Annotated in this window: 13 protein-coding genes; 11 read left to right on the top strand and 2 right to left on the bottom strand. The window is 62.5% G+C overall.

Features of this window, described 5'->3' with window-relative positions:
- Positions 1–288: 288 nt before the first annotated feature.
- A complete protein-coding gene (locus tag H585_RS0102305) occupies positions 289–984 on the top strand; it encodes a response regulator transcription factor (RefSeq protein ID WP_027366605.1) in 696 nt (231 codons plus the stop codon).
- A complete protein-coding gene (locus tag H585_RS0102300) occupies positions 985–2,343 on the top strand; it encodes a HAMP domain-containing sensor histidine kinase (protein WP_027366604.1) in 1,359 nt (452 codons plus the stop codon).
- A 70-nt stretch (positions 2,344–2,413) separates the two neighbouring features.
- Here H585_RS0102300 and H585_RS0102295 read toward each other — a convergent pair whose 3' ends face one another.
- Positions 2,414–4,048 carry a coiled-coil domain-containing protein gene (locus H585_RS0102295; protein ID WP_027366603.1) on the bottom strand — a complete coding sequence of 545 codons (1,635 nt, stop codon included), beginning with the start codon at positions 4,046–4,048 and terminating at the stop codon, positions 2,414–2,416.
- Positions 4,049–4,263: 215 nt separating this feature from the next.
- Between H585_RS0102295 and H585_RS0102290 the strand changes: the two genes are divergently transcribed.
- The 3 genes from H585_RS0102290 (at position 4,264) to H585_RS0102280 (ending at position 8,977) form a co-directional block, all read left to right on the top strand.
- Complete coding sequence (locus H585_RS0102290; protein ID WP_027366602.1) at positions 4,264–6,720, top strand: 7TM diverse intracellular signaling domain-containing protein; 2,457 nt, start codon at positions 4,264–4,266, stop codon at positions 6,718–6,720.
- Between the two features lie 5 nt (positions 6,721–6,725).
- Positions 6,726–8,072 (top strand): sigma-54-dependent transcriptional regulator, encoded by a 1,347-nt coding sequence (locus H585_RS0102285; protein WP_027366601.1) that lies wholly within the window; start codon positions 6,726–6,728, stop codon positions 8,070–8,072.
- A 128-nt stretch (positions 8,073–8,200) separates the two neighbouring features.
- Entirely contained in the window at positions 8,201–8,977 is a 777-nt protein-coding gene (locus tag H585_RS0102280; RefSeq protein ID WP_027366600.1) for an OBAP family protein, read from the top strand.
- A gap of 223 nt (positions 8,978–9,200) precedes the next feature.
- Here H585_RS0102280 and H585_RS0102275 read toward each other — a convergent pair whose 3' ends face one another.
- Positions 9,201–9,392, bottom strand: a complete 192-nt coding sequence (locus H585_RS0102275) for a hypothetical protein (protein WP_027366599.1) — start codon at positions 9,390–9,392, stop codon at positions 9,201–9,203.
- 240 nt (positions 9,393–9,632) lie between these two features.
- Between H585_RS0102275 and H585_RS22980 the strand changes: the two genes are divergently transcribed.
- From H585_RS22980 to H585_RS0102245, 6 genes are all read left to right on the top strand, one after another.
- Positions 9,633–9,944 (top strand): hypothetical protein, encoded by a 312-nt coding sequence (locus H585_RS22980; protein WP_138708158.1) that lies wholly within the window; start codon positions 9,633–9,635, stop codon positions 9,942–9,944.
- A gap of 132 nt (positions 9,945–10,076) precedes the next feature.
- Complete coding sequence (locus tag H585_RS0102265; protein WP_027366597.1) at positions 10,077–10,451, top strand: response regulator; 375 nt, start codon at positions 10,077–10,079, stop codon at positions 10,449–10,451.
- 91 nt (positions 10,452–10,542) lie between these two features.
- Positions 10,543–11,634, top strand: coding sequence for an efflux RND transporter periplasmic adaptor subunit (locus H585_RS0102260; RefSeq protein ID WP_027366596.1), 1,092 nt, complete (start codon positions 10,543–10,545; stop codon positions 11,632–11,634).
- Positions 11,631–14,780: an efflux RND transporter permease subunit gene (locus tag H585_RS0102255; protein WP_027366595.1), complete on the top strand. Its 3,150-nt coding sequence runs from the start codon at positions 11,631–11,633 to the stop codon at positions 14,778–14,780. Before H585_RS0102260 ends, H585_RS0102255 begins: the two co-directional genes overlap by 4 nt.
- Positions 14,780–15,775 (top strand): hypothetical protein, encoded by a 996-nt coding sequence (locus tag H585_RS0102250; protein ID WP_027366594.1) that lies wholly within the window; start codon positions 14,780–14,782, stop codon positions 15,773–15,775. The genes H585_RS0102255 and H585_RS0102250 overlap by 1 nt, the downstream gene beginning before the upstream one ends.
- Positions 15,776–15,802: 27 nt before the next feature.
- Positions 15,803–16,246, top strand: a complete 444-nt coding sequence (locus H585_RS0102245) for a MarR family winged helix-turn-helix transcriptional regulator (RefSeq protein ID WP_027366593.1) — start codon at positions 15,803–15,805, stop codon at positions 16,244–16,246.
- Positions 16,247–16,343: the final 97 nt, after the last annotated feature.

The raw sequence follows: 16,343 nt of genomic DNA, 5'->3' as shown, positions 1-16,343 counted from the left end.
ATGCAGCAAGTCTTCGAATGCTTGGCTCCGGCGACTCAGAGCAGATTGCTTTTAAGACGTCCGCTCCGGCGTTGACCGCGCAAGTGAATTGCGCCTACGCCTACGCGGCGGCAAGCCATGCCGACGCATGGCTTGCAGAGCATTTTCAAAAGCAAAATGCTCTAGGCGGGCACTATAGCGGGAACGCTGTGCGATGAGGGTAAGAAGGCAGCCAGGGATGCGTAAAGATAGCGTAAAGATAGCCCAACCTTGTTCCTTTCCTTGCCACTGCCTTATAGAGTGTTCGACATGGATACAAAAACACGGATCCTGCTGATAGACGATGATGCCGACCTGGGCTCCATGCTCACCGAGTATCTTGCCGGCGAGGGTTTCGAGACGACCACCATACTCAATGGAGACACCGGCGCCGAGGCGGCGCTTTCCGGCGCTTACGACGCGGTCATCCTGGACGTGATGTTGCCGGGACTGGGCGGCGTCGAGGTCCTGCGCAGAGTGCGGCAGGCGAGCCGCATCCCCATCATCATGCTGACGGCCAAGGGAGACCATGTGGACCGCATCGTCGGGCTCGAAATGGGCGCGGACGATTACGTGCCCAAGCCGTGCTACCCCCGCGAGCTGGTGGCCCGCCTGCGGGCGGTCCTCAGAAGGATGGCCGATGCGAGCGAGCGGCCGCCAGGCGAGACGCTGGTCCAGGGCAAGCTCAAGCTCCTGCCGCCGCAACGAAAAGTGAGCTGGGACGGCAAGCCGCTCGATCTCACCGTTTCGGAATTCAACCTGCTTGAAATCCTGCTGCACGAAGGGGATCGGGTCGTATCCAAGGATGAGCTGTCGGAGCGTGCGCTCGGCCGCCCGCGCGAGCCGTATGATCGCAGCGTCGACGTGCACGTGAGCAACCTAAGGCAGAAGCTGCATGCCGCCGCAGGCGACGAGATCTGTATCGAAACAGTGCGGAGCATCGGCTACCGCGTAAGGCGGAGTTGAATGAAGCAACGGCTGTTCTGGAAGATTCTGTTCAGCTTCTGGCTGACCTTCATGCTCATCGTCGAAGGCGTCTGGGTCATGTTCGCGCTCCATGACGCATCGCGCAAGCCCTTTGCGACGCAGCATGCCGAAAGAATCGCCTACACTCAGATCGCCTCCGCCGCGACCGTCTTGCGCCTAGGCGGAATGTCCGCGACCGAAGCCCTGCTCGCTTCATGGCCTGAAGCGGAGAGGCGGCGGTTGACCGTTGCGCCCGTAAACTCGGAGCAGGCGGCTGCCCCGGAGGAAGAGGCCGTGCGCCCATCGTCACCAAACGCCGGTGACGACCGGAGCATGGTGACGGAAATGGTCCAGGACCGAGATCAGGCCGCATACCGACTGACCTACGACATGCGCGACATGTTCCCGAGGCCGCCCCGGCCGGGCCCGCTGAATATTCCGCTAGAGATGCTAAGTCTTGGCGTGATCGGAGGGCTCATGTTCAGCGCCACCCTGGCCTGGTATCTGACCAGGCCGGTCAGGCGCATCCGCAGCGGATTCGAGCAGCTTGCGCAAGGTCAGCTGGGCGTGCGGCTCAAACCCCACATGGGACGACGCCGCGACGAAATAGCCGACCTGGCGCGGGATTTCGACTTGATGGCCGAACGGCTGCAGCAGCTTGTCGCATCGCGGGAGCAGCTCCTGCATGACGTTTCGCACGAGTTGCGTTCGCCGCTGGCGCGACTGCACATGGCCATCGGACTGGCGCGCCAGAACCCGCAACGGCTCCAGGCTTCGCTGGACCGGATCGAACTCGAGTCCTGCCGGCTCGACGAATTGGTGGGGGAACTGCTGACCTTGTCCCGCGTGGAGGCCGGAGCACCACAGCTCGACGATTATTTCGACCTCGACAGCCTCGTACGAGCCGTCGTAAGCGACGCCAGCTTCGAGGCCAACGCTTCCGGGGTCCTGGTCGAAACGAATATCGATGCGCGCGAGCCATCCGGGGCCAACCCGACTGTCCGAGGCAACGCGGAGCTGATTCGCCGCGCCGTGGAGAACGTGGTTCGCAATGCCATCCATCACTCCACGAGCGGGCAGAAGGTCGATGTTAATGTCTCGGCCGATTGGGATGCGCGCTCTTTCGTGATCCGCGTGGCCGATGAAGGCCCGGGAGTGAGGCAGGACGCCCTTCAGAGCATGTTTGAACCGTTTGTCAGGCTGCCCGACGCCGCCATGGGCCTAGGCTTCGGACTGGGGCTGGCCATCGCAAAGCGCGCCATCGCCGCCCACGGCGGTTCGATAGAGGCGCAAAACCGGGAAGAGCGGGGGTTGCTCATGACCATACGCTTACCATTTGGTCCCCTGAGCAGCGCATAAGTCTATGCTCATGAAAAAAAGCCGGGAAGGACGTTACCCTTCCCGGCTTTCATTTCCAGGGCAAATTGCCCTACTCCGCCTGGTGCACCGTGATCTGGGTAAAAGGAATCTCCCAGCCCCTGGCAGTGCAGGTCTCGGTGCATATGCGCTGCATGAGGCGCTCGATGGCGTAGAATTTGTGGCCCGCGCCTTCCTTCATGGTGGTCCACACGCCGATGTCCAGGGACGATGCGCCGGCGGCCTTGAAGTCGGCGTTCACGGAATCCAGCATGTCACCCAGCCCAGCGTGGCGGATGCCCTCCTCCACGGCCGCGCGGAAGGTTTCGGGGATCTCGTGCGTGGCGATGGCCTGGTGCTTGTAGTCCACGCCGAAGGTCGTACCCACGGTGAAGCCCTGGGAAAGGTTGCGCGGCGTCTGCCCCAGGTAGTCGGCTATCTGGAACGTCTTGTGACTTCCGCCTATCAATTGCAGCCGCACGTGTTCGGGAGTCTGGCGCTGCACCTGGCCGTAGCTTCCGTCGGCGAGCATGACCCAGTCGCCTTCGCGACTTGGGAACCAGTCCTCTTCGTTGCCCAAGGGCCGCGAGACCTGTTCAATCAAATCGTTGAGCTGCACGCGGATGCGCCCGCCCGAAAAGGCCGGGTTCACTAGCGTGGAGTAGTAGTGCAGGGTTTCCACTCGCCAAGGCAGGCCGTTCCAGATGATACGCTCGCCCACGCGCACGCCGCCGATGTTCAGGATGAGCTTGCCCTGCTCCCAGAAGCGCCGCAGGCCTTCCTTGGCCGACCACACGATGGCCACCAGCAGGATGAAGGTAAGACCCAGCAGCACCCAGTCGCCCGACAGGTAAAGCACGACCAGCGAAGCGGTCGAGGCCGCCAGGACAATGCCCATGTAAAAGAGCACGTCGAACAGGCGCAGCAGGAAGCTCTCCTGCTCCATGCGCTGCATTGGCGTGCGACGGTGAATTACTCCGTGCAAAAAGCGCAGGGCGAAGAAGACCAGGAAAAACGCGCCCACGGCAACCAGCAGGTTCTTGCCCCGGCTCTTGAAGAAGCTCTCGAATATGTTGCGTGCGGATGCGGCAAAGGACTGTTCCTCCGAGAGCTTCTGCTCCAGTTGGTAGCGAGTCACGGCGATATCGCTCAGGAGCTGCTCCTTGTGCTCCCGCCATTTCAGCTCCAGGTTGTCCAAGGCAGTCCGCAACTCGGGGTCCACGGCGCTCGCGCGGACCTCGCCGATGCGTGCCATGGCCTTGTCCGCTCCTTGCAGCCTGGACTGATGCGCGGCGATCTCCGTGCGCAGACGGTCGATCTCTCTGGGGCGGTCGGTGATTTGCTTGAGTTCCTTGAGTAGCGGACTGATAAGCTCCTTGAGCTCCGCCTGCCAGTCAAGGTTCTCTTCGGTCTTATCCGTAGCGGCCTGCAGGTTCAGGCCCGAGGCGATAGTTTCGAAGTTCTGGCGCTGCCTGGCCAGCTTCGTGCGCAACTCGGTCAGCTCCTGGCCGATGGCCTCGCGCCGGGCCCGGTTGGGGGCGTCGGCCATCTGCGTCTCGACATCGGCGATGTCGGCCCGGACCTCGTTCATGGCGCGCTGTATGGACATCAAGGTCTCCACCAGCTCCCGGCCATCCTGGGCCAGAGCCGGCAGGCCGCACATGAGCAGGGCCGCGGCAAGCCACAGCGTGGCGATCACTTTTCGCATGCAATACCTCGGGAATGACTGTGACCATGCGCTCTGCGGCCTTGCCGACCGTGGCCCATGGCCGTTTATCCGTAGCGGCGGACGACTGCAAAGAGCCGGCCGTCCCGCATTCTTCCAGCGCAGGGGGTTGCGCTCGCACCGGAAATAAGGGAATTCCCTGCATATCCGCTTGCCGCGATGAACCGATCACCGGCCCTTGGCCAGGGGCAAAGCCCATGACGACCCGACGGAGCCTGCCTTACCGTGCGCACTTTTTGCGCTTTGCCCTGCTGTGCGCGATTCTGCTCTGCGCCTTGCTCCTGCAGGCCTGCCAGCCGGATATTTGTGAACACGGCTCGTGCATGGCGCATAGCCTGGCCCTGCACGGCTTCACCGAACTCTCGGAGCGCATGGATTTTCTGGAAGACCCCTCCAGGACCATGACAATCCAGGATGTCGCATCCCCGCGGACGGAAGGCATGTTCGCTCCGCTCGTCGAGTCCTACCGGCGTTTCGAGCCCGGCCTGAATGTCTGGCTCCGCCTGCCCCTGAGGCCGGAGGACGTCCTTGGGGCCGACGGCCAGCCCGTCCGCGATTGGGTGCTCGTACTTGAGGACGTCTATTACGACAGGTTGAGCCTGTATTTACCAAACACGAGGCACCCCGGCCAATGGATGGTCAAGGAGACCGGCCGGTCCATGTTCCATCCGCACGGCCACCTGGCCATCCCCTTCGCCCTTGGTCCGGAACCGGATATCCGGGCGGCGCAGGGAGAGCCGCTGTATCTGTACATCCGCGTCCAAAACAGCTTCCATTATCTGAAAAAGTTGTTCCTCTTCGAGAGCCAGAGCTACTACAACGCCCTGGTGGTCTGGAACGTGCTCCTGGGCGTGTTCTACGGCGTGATGCTGCTCATGGCACCGCTGGCCCTGCTGCTCTTCCTGGTAACGCGCGACCGCGGCATGCTCTGGTTCTCGCTGCTGCTCGTCTTCCTGACGGCCTTCTTCGTGCTCGACAACAACTTCCTGGATCGGCTGCTCAAGAACTGGAACCATGAGGAGGTGAACCTCCTTTATTCGCTGGTCCTGGCGGCCATGATCTACTCGGCCACCAAGTTCACCCGTGCCTTCCTCATGACCGCTCGCACCGCACCCGTGCTGGACAAGCTGCTCCGGCTCTACGGACTGCTGGGGCTCAGCGCCGTGCTCGTGGCCTTTCTGCACAACCCCAAGCTGCTGGACATGTGGCTCAATTTCCTGGGGCTGGCCGCGCCCTTCGCGGTCATCGGCACGGGCATCTGGTGCAGGATCAAGGGCTTCAAGCCCGCCCGTTTTTTCCTCATGGCCGTGTCCTTCTTCCCACTGGGAACCTGTGTCTACATCCTGGCCGATATGAACCTGTTGCCGCGCAACGTGCTGACCATGAACTCCTTCCAGATTGGAACCATGCTCATGGCCGCCAGCATGTCCCTGGCCCTGCTGGACCGCATCCGCGAGCTGCGCCGGGAAAGCGAGAACCTGGAGCAGGCCCGCCGGGCAGCGGTCGAGGCCCTGGAGGAGCGTGACCGCCGCGTGCGGGCCATCTTCGACCAGAGTTTCCAGTTCATGAGCCTGCTTGACGCCCAAGGCCGCGTCCTGGAGATCAACCGGTCGGTCCTGGAACACCACGAAATTAAGCGGGAGGATATCATCGGCCGGCCGTTGTCGGAAGTGGATCCGCACTTTAACCCCGCACGACGCGAGATCCTCCGTGACGCCCTGGCGCGCGCCGGGCAGGGTGAATTCATGCGTTTCGAGCTGTCCCAGCATGGCAATCATGTCGATATCTCGATCAAGCCCGTGTTTGGCGAGGATGGCAAGGTGCAGCTCATGGTGGCCGAAGGCCGCGACGTGACCGAGCTGCACCGCGTGCAGCAGCAGATGTACCACGCGGACAAGATGGCCGCCCTGGGCCGCATCATTGCCGGCGTGGCCCACGAGATCAACAATCCGAACAACTTCATCTACTTCAACCTGCCGGTGCTGCGCGACTACCTGCTGGCCATCCGCGCCGAGCTGGACGAATGCCTCAAGGAGCGGCCCGAGGCGCGCATCATGAACATGCTGCCCGAGGATTTGATGAACGACGTGTTCCAACTGCTGGAGGACATGGAGCACGGCTCCAGGCGCATCACGGGCATCGTGGACGAGCTCAAGAACTACATCCGCGGCCAGGGCGAGGACGAGGAGATGCGGCCCGAGAGCCTGTCCACCGTGTCCGGGCAGGTCATGACTCTGGTGGGCAAACAGGTGCGCAAGTCCGTGGGCGCGCTCACGGTGGACGTGCCGGCCGACCTGCCGCGCGTGGTCATGCATCCGGGCCGCATCGAGCAGGTGCTCATCAACCTGCTAATCAACGCCTCCCAGGCCCTGGAGGGCGTGCCCCACGCCGAGGCGGCCATCGTCCTGCGCGCCCGCACCGATGGGACCGGAATGGTGCGCGTGGACGTGGAGGACAACGGTCCGGGCATCCCGCCAGAAATCCTGAGCTCGGTTTTCGAGCCCTTCTTCACCACCAAGGGCAAGCAGCACGGCACGGGCCTGGGTCTGGCGATCTCTCAGCGCATCGCCGAAGAGCACGGCGGGAGCCTTGCCGTGGACAGCCATCCCGGCCGCACGGTCTTCAGCCTGCGTCTGCCCGCGGCCAAGGAGTGACGCCCGTGGGCGCAAGCATTCTCATTGTGGACGACGAACAGGCCTTCCTCAATTCCGTTACGCGCAAGCTGCGTCTGGAAGGCTTCGACGACCTGACCGCCACGCCGGACCCCACTGCCGTGGCCGGATTGCTGGCGGAAAAACGCTTCGACGCGGCCATCCTGGACATCACCATGCCCGGCATGGACGGCCTGGAGGTCCTGGAGCTGATCAAGCGCGAGAGCCCGCGCACCGAGTGCATCATGGTCACGGCCAACGAGTCCATCCCCATGGTCATCCAAGCCATCAAGCAGGGCGCTTTCGACTATCTGGTCAAGCCACTGCAGCCCGACCAGCTCGTGCACGCCCTGAAGCGAGCCCTGGAGCGCGGGGCCATGCTCGACCTGCTGCGCCTGCGCCAGGAAGCTGTGCGCGGCCCCGAGAATTCCGAGGCCTTCGCGGAGCTGACCACGGCCAACGAAAACATGCTGCGCGTGCTGCGCGAGGCCGAGCTGCACGCCCGCTCGGACATCGCCGTGCTTCTGACTGGCGAGACGGGCACGGGCAAGGAACTGTTGGCCAGAGCCATCCATAAAGCCAGTCCGCGCCAGGCGGGGCCGTTTATTGCCGTGAACATGCTGGCCCTTTCAACCGGGCTCTTCGAGTCCGAGTTCTTCGGCCACGCCAAGGGCGCCTTCACCGGCGCCATGACAGACACAGCCGGCTATCTGGCCCAGGCTCGCGGAGGCACCCTTTTCCTGGACGAGATTGGCGACCTGCCCCTGGAACTACAGGGCAAGCTCCTGCGCATCCTGCAGGAGCGCGAGTTCACGCCCGTGGGCAAGACCAGGCCCGAGAAGGCCGACGTGCGCTTCGTGGCCGCCACGAACTGCGATCTGGATGCGTTTGTGAGCCAGGGCCGCTTCCGCAAGGACCTCTACTACCGCCTGCGCTTCGCGGCCCTGCACCTGCCGCCGTTGCGCGAGCGCAAGGACGACATCCGCGCCCTGGCCGAAGCCTTCATCCAGGGTTCGGCGCATCCCCAGGTGACGCTATCCGAGCAGGCCATGCGCCGTCTGCTGGCCCACGACTGGCCGGGCAACGTGCGCGAACTGCGGGGCGTGATTGAGTCCGCCGCCAACCTGGCCGAGAACGGTCGGATTCAGCCTGAGCAGCTCCATCTGCCCGAGCCTGCACCCGGCCTTATTCAGGCTCTGGAAAATGGCGGCCTGGAACCCTTGGCCGAGGTGGAGCGCCTACACATCCTGGCCGTGTACGAGGCCTTGGAGTGCAACAAGACTCAAGCCGCGCGCGTGCTGGGCATCGGTCTGGCCACCTTGCAGCGCAAGCTCAAGGGCTACGGTGCAAAATAGGCGAACAATTGCCGCCATCCTACACGCCTCGCAGGACCAACCCCCTCCAGGCATAGTCCCGCCACTGATTCCCCTGGCTCCGACGCAAGCCTATACTCCCGAGGGAAACCAATACCTGGAGGCATGCCATGCGCCGGATCATCGTGTTGTGCAGCTTGGTCCTCCTCGCCTGTTCAGCCGGGACCTTGGCCTGGACCGCTGAGCAGGAACGGGGCACGCCGGGCGAGGAGAAGAGACTCAAGTCCCGCGCCCTGGAGGCCGGAGCAGAACTGATGCAGAACATGGAACCAGTAGAAGCCCTGAACATGTACCTGGACGGCTTTCATTTCTACGCCGACGACGCGGGCCACCAGATGGAAGCCCACCATTTCTGCTCGCAGATCGGCGAGGAGATGCACCAGTGCGTCATCTACGACGGCAACGAAACCGCATCCCGGCTCATCGGCGTGGAGTACATCGTCAGCAAGCGCCTTTACGGGCAATTGCCCAAGGAAGAGAAACGGTTGTGGCATAGCCACCATTATGAAGTGAAGTCAGGGCAGCTCGTGGCTCCCGGCGTTCCTGAATTCGCCGAGCACGAGCTTATGGAGAAACTCGTCAGCACCTACGGCAAGACCTGGCATACCTGGGACTCACACAAGCACAAGCTGCCCGTTGGCATCCCTGCGCTCATGATGGGCTTCACCGAGGACGGGCAGATCAACGAACGCATGCTCAAGGCGCGTGATGAACGCCTGGACGTGTCGACACAGGAGAAGCGCGAGGGGCGAGAGGATATCCCCATGCCCGAGGTGGACCCGGACGCCAACTCCTGGCAAAGCGGCAAGACATACCAGCTCGGTCTTAAGCAGAAGAATTTTCAGGGGTTTGACGGGAAGCAGGCTGACGCCCAAAGGTCTAAATAGAGTGATCGAATAGTGAGCATGAGGGGGGGTCGCCCTTCTCATGCTTTCTTGCCAGGGCGTACCGACGCCTTGGCCCCGCCAGCTTTGCAGGCTCGCCTTAGTGCAGATTGCCTTTAAGACGCCCGCTCCGGCGTTGACGGCGCAAGTGAATTGCGCCTACGCCTACGCGGCGGCAAGCCATGCCGACGCATGGCTTGCAGAGCATTTTCAAAAGCAAAGTGCTCTAATTCTCCTCGCTTATGCTCAGCACGTAGCTGGCACCCGCGCTGACCGTTGACTCGGCCTGCACCCGGACATAGTAGGTTTCACCATCATTCAGAGTGTAGTTGAAGGCTTCCTCGGGGTCGTCGGTATCGCTGCTAGCCAGGACGTTTTCATCCGCGTCGTACAAATACAGGGTGAGATCGTTATCCATGCTGTTGAACGACGCGAGCAGGAACCTATACTGCAGATCTTCGTCCGGGCTGATCCTAAAGTAGTCATTGGGATCATCCGACGTTTGGACAAAACCGATAATGGTGACCGGCAGGCTTACCTGCTGGGCGGTCCCCGGTGTATCGTTGTCCTCGGTATCGTACTCGACATCCCCCCGCCGCCGCCACCGCCGTCATCGTCATCCTCACCATTGAGTCTGCATCCGCCAAGCAGGGCCAGCATGAGCAACACGATACAGACCATGCGCAATAAAATGACGAAAAACTGGTTGCTTTTGGCCTTAAGAATAGACATGTACTCCTCCGGGAAGCGTAGTGCGTCATGCGGCGAACCTCGTAGCAAGGCATGTTCCTCATGGAGGATCGCCATCCGGACTTCGCCAAGCCTCAAAGCGCGCCATTATGCATGCATAGCACGAGCGGGCTGGGTTAATCAAAAAGAGCAGGTGTATCATTTTGAGCATGTCGAGCCACATGGCAAGATTCATCAAGACATTTTCACGTCTTCCCGCGTAGAAAGCGCGTTGATCTGATGGGGCCGAAGCATGGCCAAGCGTACTCCTGGGCGCGGAATGCAGGCAAACCGCCGCTTCCGGGCCAGGCCGTTCTGGCACCGGCTTTGCTCTTTGCAGGACGGAACTACATGCCCTTCCAAGGAGAAACGCATGCCTATTTCCGTCCTGGTGCTGGATCCCGAAAAGGTCTTTCAGACCTCTGTGGCCCGCAAGCTGCGGCTGCACGACATACGCGTGCTGACCAGACCAGGCTTCGAGGGTCTGAAGCCCATCCTGGAATCCTTGCGCTTCGATGCGTTGCTCCTGGATGCGGCGCTTCTGCGCGCTGGCCTTGATCCGCTACGGGCAGTCCTGGCGGCCCACCCGGCCATGGCGGTCATTCTCACCGCCTCATCCGAGGACGCCGCCGTGGTGCGCCAGACCAGCGCCCTGGTTGCCGAGTGCCTGGTCAAGCCCATACACCCCGATACCCTACTGGCTTCCGTCGAACGCCACGCGGGAGAAAAGCCGGAATGCGCCGACTAGCCGGGCGCCTCTCCTGAGCAGGCTCAGGCCTTACATAAGTCCAAGACTGCAACCGCTAGCGATAGCTAAACTAATACAGCGGAGACGAATCATGCCCATGCGAACTCCTATCCATAAAGCCCGCGCACTTCCCCTGGCGGGTTCCCAACTCCTGCTGCCGACTCTGCTCTGCCTGGCTGCGCTGTCCCTGGCCGGTTGCGGCGGGGACAAGGCCAAGGCGGATACGCCAACGGCACAGACAGCCCCAAATCCCGTGGCCGTCAGCGTGGCCGTGATCGAGCCCATGGCCATGCGCGATGTTCTTACCTTGCCGGGAGATACCGAGGCCTCCGAGGACGTGGTCCTGTCCGCCGAGCGCGGCGGCCGCGTGGAGTGGATCGGCCCCGAGGAGGGCGAACGCGTGCGCAAGGGCCAGCTCATCGCCAAGATCGACCTGTCGGCTCTCAATGCTTCCTTGCGCAAGGCCCAAGCCTCGTACGAGCTGGCCAAGGATCAGTCCGAGCGCCGCAAGAGCCTTTACGAGCAGGCATTCATCAGCCGCGAGGAGCTGGACAAGGCCGAAACTGAGCTGCGCCTGGCCAAGTCCGGCCTGGACGAAGCCCAGGTGGCTTACGATCAGGGCCTGGTCCACTCGCCCATCGACGGCGTGGTGAACGAACTGCACGTTGACCCCGGCGAGTTCGTGGCGGAGGGCGCTCCGGTTGCCGAGGTGGTCAACACCGACATCATCGACGTGCGGCTCGGCGTGCCCGAGTTGGATGTGCGCCATTTGTCCATGGGCCAGCCGGTACTGGTCACGGTGGACGCCTATCCCGGTCAGGCCTGGGAGGGCCGGATAACCTTCCTGGCCTACAAGGCCAGCTCCAGCACGCGTACTTTCTCGACCAAAGTCACGGTGGCCAATGGTGACGGCCGCATCCGGCCCGGCATGATCGCCCGCGCCAGCCTGCAACGCCGCCTTGTGCCCGACGCCTTGGGCGTACCCCTGTTCTGTCTGCTGGATAAAGGCGGCGAGCGGTTGGTTTATGTAGAGGAAGACGGCATTGCGAAGGCCCGCACCGTGCGTCTCGGCATCATCGAGGCCGACCGCGTCCAGGTGCTGGAAGGCCTGACGGCCGGTGACCGGATCATCGTCAACGGCCAGAACATGGTCGAGGAAGGCATGCGGGTGGTGGTGCGATGATCATCAATCAGCTTGCCCTCAAACGCCATGTCACGGTCCTCGTGCTGGTGATCATCATCGTGCTGGCCGGCCTGTCCAGCTACTTCAGCCTGCCCCGCGAGTCGGACCCGGACATCAATATCCCGTACATCTTCGTGACCACGACTTACGAGGGCGTGGCCCCGGTGGATATGGAGAAGCTCGTGACCATCCCCCTGGAGCGCAAGCTCAAGGGCTTGGACGGCCTGGAGGAGATCACCTCCATGTCCGGCGACGGCCTGTCCTCCATCACTCTTGAATTCGCTCCCTCGGTAGACATCGACGACGCCTTGCAGAAGGTGCGCGACAAGGTGGACCAGGCCAAGGGCGACCTGCCCGACGACTTGGATGACGACCCGCTGGTAAAGGAGATGAACTTCTCCGATTTCCCGATCATCCGCGTGGTGCTATCGGGTCCCTTCAGCCTCAAACGGCTCAAGACCTTTGCCGAGCAGTTCGAAGACCGCTTCGAGGCCATCCCCGGCGTGCTGGACGCAGAGATACTGGGCGGCCTGGACCGCGAAATCCATGTGGAATTCGACCTGGACCGCCTGCAGGGGCTGCGCGTTCCCGTATCCAGCGTGACGGCCGCCCTGAGCGGGGGCAATGTGAACATGCCCGGCGGCTCGGTTGACATCGGGGACGCCAAATACCTCGTGCGCGTACCCGCCGACTTCAAGCATCCTTCCGAGATCAACTCCATTGTGGCCTTCGTCAAGGACGGAAAGCCCATCTACCTGCGCGACGTGGCGCGCATCGAGGACAGCTACAAGGACCCGACGACCATCAGCCGCATCAATGGCCAGGACGCCGTGACCATCGCCATCAAGAAGCGCAGCGGTGAGAACATCATCGACATCGTGGACGAGACGCACCGCATCATCGCCGACATGCGCCAGCAGCTCCCACCCTCGCTGATCATCGACACCACCGGCGACCAGGCCCGCGATATCCGCCTGATGGTCAAGGATCTGGAGAACAACATACTCACGGGCCTGCTCCTCGTGCTCGTGGTCGTGTTCGCCTTCATCGGCGGCCGCTCGGCGGTGTTCGTGGCCCTGTCCATCCCCTTATCCATGCTCATCACCTTCGCCATGCTGCAGGCCTTCGGCATAACCCTGAACATGGTCGTGCTGTTCTCCCTGACCCTAGCCCTAGGCATGCTCGTGGATAACGGTATCGTCATCGTGGAGAACGTCTACCGCCACATGCAGGAAGGCATGACCCGCATGGAGGCCGCACGCGTGGCCGTGGACGAGGTGGCCTGGCCGGTCATAACTTCCACCCTGACTACCGTGGGAGCCTTCATTCCCATGATTTTCTGGCCGGGCATCATGGGCGAATTCATGAGCTTCCTGCCCAAGACGGTCATCATCGCCCTCATGGCTTCGCTGTTCGTTGCCCTGGTCGTCAACCCGGTGCTCTCGGCCCGCTTCCAGACCATCAAGGCCGGCGATCGCCATCCGGACGAGATCGACGAAGCGAACCTTGGGCGTGTGCTTCGATTCTACCGCGCCATGCTGCGTTGGGCTCTGCGCCACCGATTGGCCGTGATCGGCCTGTCTTTCGCGATGCTGGTGGGTTCCGCCGTCGCCTTCGGCATGTTCGGCAAGGGCGTGGAATTCTTTCCGGACATCGAGCCCAAGCAAGCCACCGTGACCATCGACGCGCCCGTGGGCACCAACCTGGACGCATCGGACCGCCTGGTGCGCCAGGTGGAACGAATCCTCGCCGACGGCGGCCACAAGGACATCCAGAGCGTCATCTCCACGGTTGGCGACGCGACATACGGCACGCACAAGAGCGAGATGACCATCGACTTCGTGGACTTCGACGAGCGCGAGCGCAACTCCTTCGACATCATCCGCGAAGTGCGCGAGGCCATCAACTCGACAATGGGCGGGGCGGAATACCTGGTGGAGCGCCGCAAGGAAGGCCCGCCCAGCGGCGCGGCCGTGAACATGGAAATATACGGCGACGACATAGCCGTGCTGGGCGGTCTGGTGGAGCAGACGCGCAAGATCATGTCCGGCGTGGCCGGCGTGGTTGACCTCAAGGACGACTTCGTGGAGGGCAAGCCGGAAATCCGGGTGGACGTGGATAAGGAGAAGGCCGCCATTCTCGGTCTGGACGCCGCCAGCGTGGGCACGACCGTCAAGACCGCCGTGGCCGGAGCCAAAGTCGGCGTCTACCGGGAGGGCAAGGACGAATACGACATCCTCGCCAAGCTGCCCGATGCGGCCGTGAGCAGTTTGGAAGGCATCCGGCGCATCACCGTGCCGGGTCCGGACGGCGATCCCGTGCCCCTGACCAGCCTGGCCGAGGTGCGCATCGGCAGCGGATACGGAGCCATCAACCACAAGGACCTCAAGCGCGTGGTGACAGTGTCCAGCGACGTGTCCGGACGGCTGGCAAACGAGGTCATCGCCGAGATCACGGCCAAGCTCTCGCATGTGGAGTTCCCCCGTGGCTACTCCTGGCAGTTCACCGGCGAGCAGGAGGAGCAGGCCAAAGCTCAGGCTTTCCTTGGCAAGGCCTTTATCGCGGCTGTGTTCTTCATCTTCCTCGTGCTCGTTACGCAATTCAACTCCGCGGCCGTGCCGTTCATCATATTGACCTCGGTAATCCTGTCCTTCATCGGCGTATTCCTGGGCCTGCTGGTCACGGGCAGGCCGTTCGGCGTCATCATGACCGGCATAGGCGTCATCAGCCTGGCCGGCGTGGTGGTCAACAACGCCATCGTGCTCATCGACTATTTCGAGCAACTAAAGGCCAGGGGCATGGAAGCGACCGAGGCGCTCATCACCACCGGCCTGACCCGCTTCCGGCCGGTTCTGCTCACGGCCATCACCACGTTGCTGGGATTGTTGCCCATGGCCACGGGAGTAAGCTTCGACTTCATCGGCTTCCGGCTGGAGGTCGGCAGCGAGTCTTCCATGTGGTGGGGCTCCATGGCCGTGGCCGTCATCTTCGGCCTGGGCGTGGCCACCATGCTCACCCTTATCGTGGTGCCCGTACTCTGCTCGCTGCGCGAGAGCGCGGCGGCCTGGGCTACGCGGCGCGAGGCGCGGAGCCGGGAGCGTAAAGCCAACCCCGCGCAAACGGCCCTGAACACAAGGGGAGCGTGATGCCGACCGTACCCGCTTCGAACCAAGCCATGCCCAGGCACGAAAAGGAAATAGGCAGGCCCTTTCTGGCCTCCATCCGTCAAACGCGGGCGCGCTTCTGGACGCATGCGGCGCATTGGCGGATTGCCATTGCCCTCTCAGCCGTCCTGTGCCTGCTCGTGCTGGCCAGGACAGCCGCTGCCGAGGATCAGGAGCCTCCTCAGGAGCCGCAATGGGAGATCACCAGCAGCGCGGCGGCTTACGGGCATGCGGAGGTCAAGTCGGATCGCGGGTCCATGTCCATGGCCAGGACCGGCGTATCCCTGGAGCGCTCGGGCCTGAGCCTCTCGTATGCCCTTGTGGACCACGATTTCGAGGATTCGGATCGCCTGCCCTTCGGCAACGGCCGCGACGAGCCGTGGGGCCTCCTGCACTCGGTCGCCCTGGCCTATCACCGCCTTGATCATATACAGGGAATATACGGCTGGTTCGGCGGTTTTTCTCTATCGTCGGGCTTCGAGCAGGAACTGGACAATTCGGTCAGCGGCGATGTCTGGCTAGGCGGCATGCTGTTCCTATCGCCTAAGTGGCATGTCGGTCTGGGCGCGGGGTATGGGGCTTCGGCCGTGGACAGCCAGGTGCTGCCCGCCTTTTTCCTGTCCTATAATCGTTCCGCCCCTGAAGGCGTGTCCTTCTCGCTGGGTTTTCCGGCCACGGAAGTCACCTACCGCTTCAACCAATCTTGGGCCGTGCGGATGGCGGCGGTCCTGGAGTCCGGCACTTACCGCCTGACCGACGACAACCCCACCGCGCCGCGCGGTTACTATAAGACCTTGGATGTCGGTGGTCGGCTAGGACTGAGCTGGACGCCGCTGCCCATGGTCGAGACCAGCCTGGGCGCGGACATGCTCTTCTATCGGGAATTCGAGCTCTTCGACAGCAACGAGGACCGCATCGACAAATACCATCTGGAAGACGCCTTAGGCGCATCGGCCAAGGTGATCCTGCACTTCTAGCCGACCGCCGAACAAGGAAGCGACGCCATGACGACGGATCTCATATCCAAGCTGTTCCTTCTCCACTCAGTCATTCGCAGGGAGGTCAATGCCGCCATCAAGCGAGGGGGATATCCCTGGCGCTTCGAGCACTACATCTTTCTCTCCGCGATCCCTCCAGGCAAGGGCATTCCCTTGAAGTACATCTCCACGGCCATTTTCGGCAGGGATCAGCCGCCTCTGCGGCGGGCCCTGGACGTCTTGGAAAAGGCCAAGCTCATCAGGCTCAAGCGTGAAGCCGCGGACCGGAGGCATCTGCGTATCCATATCACCAGCGAAGGGCTCGATGTGCTTGCCGTCTTGCACCAGTTGACCATGGACTCCATCGATCAGGCCTTGGTAGAGACAGAGCCCGAGATGCTAAACGACCTGGCGAACCTGCTCGATCGTGTGCAGGTCGATGCCGATCCGGAAAGCTCGGAAGTCGCGTAAGCCTAACCCCGACCGGGAAGTAACGGCGGCGTGCAGTTCGCGCCATCGTAGCGCCGCTGACATTGCCAGCCATACTACGACGGTATATGTCTCGACC

Source organism: Desulfocurvibacter africanus subsp. africanus DSM 2603 (assembly GCF_000422545.1).
Taxonomy (GTDB): domain Bacteria; phylum Desulfobacterota; class Desulfovibrionia; order Desulfovibrionales; family Desulfovibrionaceae; genus Desulfocurvibacter; species Desulfocurvibacter africanus.
Note: the sequence above shows the minus strand (reverse complement) of the source record. Positions and strands in the feature narration are given on the sequence as shown.

What these genes read in the sequence shown, in the direction of transcription:
- H585_RS0102305 (WP_027366605.1), top strand. Translation starts at nt 289, where the DNA reads ATGGATACAAAAACACGGATCCTGCTGATAGACGATGATGCCGACCTG.
- H585_RS0102300 (WP_027366604.1), top strand. Translation starts at nt 985, where the DNA reads ATGAAGCAACGGCTGTTCTGGAAGATTCTGTTCAGCTTCTGGCTGACC.
- H585_RS0102295 (WP_027366603.1), bottom strand. Translation starts at nt 4,048, where the DNA reads ATGCGAAAAGTGATCGCCACGCTGTGGCTTGCCGCGGCCCTGCTCATG.
- H585_RS0102290 (WP_027366602.1), top strand. Translation starts at nt 4,264, where the DNA reads ATGACGACCCGACGGAGCCTGCCTTACCGTGCGCACTTTTTGCGCTTT.
- H585_RS0102280 (WP_027366600.1), top strand. Translation starts at nt 8,201, where the DNA reads ATGCGCCGGATCATCGTGTTGTGCAGCTTGGTCCTCCTCGCCTGTTCA.
- H585_RS0102275 (WP_027366599.1), bottom strand. Translation starts at nt 9,392, where the DNA reads ATGGATAACGATCTCACCCTGTATTTGTACGACGCGGATGAAAACGTC.
- H585_RS22980 (WP_138708158.1), top strand. Translation starts at nt 9,633, where the DNA reads ATGAGCAACACGATACAGACCATGCGCAATAAAATGACGAAAAACTGG.
- H585_RS0102265 (WP_027366597.1), top strand. Translation starts at nt 10,077, where the DNA reads ATGCCTATTTCCGTCCTGGTGCTGGATCCCGAAAAGGTCTTTCAGACC.
- H585_RS0102260 (WP_027366596.1), top strand. Translation starts at nt 10,543, where the DNA reads ATGCCCATGCGAACTCCTATCCATAAAGCCCGCGCACTTCCCCTGGCG.
- H585_RS0102255 (WP_027366595.1), top strand. Translation starts at nt 11,631, where the DNA reads ATGATCATCAATCAGCTTGCCCTCAAACGCCATGTCACGGTCCTCGTG.
- H585_RS0102250 (WP_027366594.1), top strand. Translation starts at nt 14,780, where the DNA reads ATGCCGACCGTACCCGCTTCGAACCAAGCCATGCCCAGGCACGAAAAG.
- H585_RS0102245 (WP_027366593.1), top strand. Translation starts at nt 15,803, where the DNA reads ATGACGACGGATCTCATATCCAAGCTGTTCCTTCTCCACTCAGTCATT.